Here is a 1,150-nt window from a genome sequence, read left to right as displayed (position 1 = left end):
TTTTCCAAGTCTTTAATGTGCTTTATTACTTTTTCTATCTGTTTATCCATAGTTCTGTAAAAATAGGAAAGGACACCTAAATAAATAGATGCCCTCTCATTAGTTAGTCAATAAACCATTTGTAATGCTCATCCCCATGCAGGGCTGCATTGATTCCAACAGCCATTTCAGTTGCATTTAATGAGCGGTCTAAGAATGAATCTATATAGCTGCTCTTATTTGCACCCGTTAATAGGTTGTAGAACTTCCACATATTCAAGTCATTTCCAAAGCTGCCAAAGTTCTCATCATTAATGTAGGCTTTTGCAACACTGTTAATCTGTGTATCTGTAAGCAACATTCTTGGCAGTCTCTTTTGGTAGCCATTGGGCAAACACTGATAAAGTCTCATTTTGCCCAATATTTGTGCAAATTGGTGTTCACTCATTGAAGTATTGCCCAACTGTTGCATCAAATGCAGATGTTTGGCAGGGTTGTAGTTGTTGAACAACTCCAAGGCAGAACGGTAAAGTTCACTTGTATTGCTCACCCTTAAATCATCCTTGTAACCATCTGTAAAGATGCACATGTTGCAACAAACTTGGTTTTTAAAGCCAATAGCCAACCTAAACAACTCTGGAACTTTCTTGCTGTATAAGTTCATTTGATTATAGGCTCTGACCCCTACTATTGAAAGGTTCAACTTGTTTCCCTCAACCGTTTCATAGATTGTAGGAATATCAATACTGAAAGCTGCCCTCTCATAGTAGATTGTTTTGTCTGATTCCAACAACTGATTGGCAGGTTTGTGGATAGCTTCGGGAATACGACCCTTAATCACATGAGAGACACGAATATCGGGTGTTCCGATAGTCTCACCATTGTAGTAGGAGTTTGCAGCTTCCCAAACAGTTTCAATAAATGCAGCATGGTTTACTGTAAGCTCATTGTCTTTTGCAAAAACGGGAGTAATACAATCATTTTTCAAATGTTGCAAGGTAGCTCCTTGGGTGTTTGCCTCAATGAAATGATTTACCCTTTTAGGCGTTGCAGTTTCTTCAATAATGGTTGCTTCTTCTGCAAACTCACCTAAATTCATTCTCTCTCTGTTCTCTGTTGGCATGATAACTAAATTTCTCATATTGATAAAAGTTTAAATGATTAATAATTC

General features: G+C 37.7%; 1 protein-coding gene. It reads right to left on the bottom strand.

The window, feature by feature from the left end:
• Positions 1-103: 103 nt before the first annotated feature.
• Positions 104-1,120 (bottom strand): DUF3871 family protein, encoded by a 1,017-nt coding sequence (locus tag QVP94_RS10365; protein WP_022192553.1) that lies wholly within the window; start codon positions 1,118-1,120, stop codon positions 104-106.
• Positions 1,121-1,150: the final 30 nt, after the last annotated feature.

Origin of the sequence: Parabacteroides sp. CAG:2 (assembly GCF_000436315.1) — a bacterium.
In the GTDB taxonomy this organism is placed as follows: domain Bacteria; phylum Bacteroidota; class Bacteroidia; order Bacteroidales; family Tannerellaceae; genus Parabacteroides; species Parabacteroides distasonis.
This window is presented reverse-complemented; position numbering and strand designations above follow the sequence as displayed.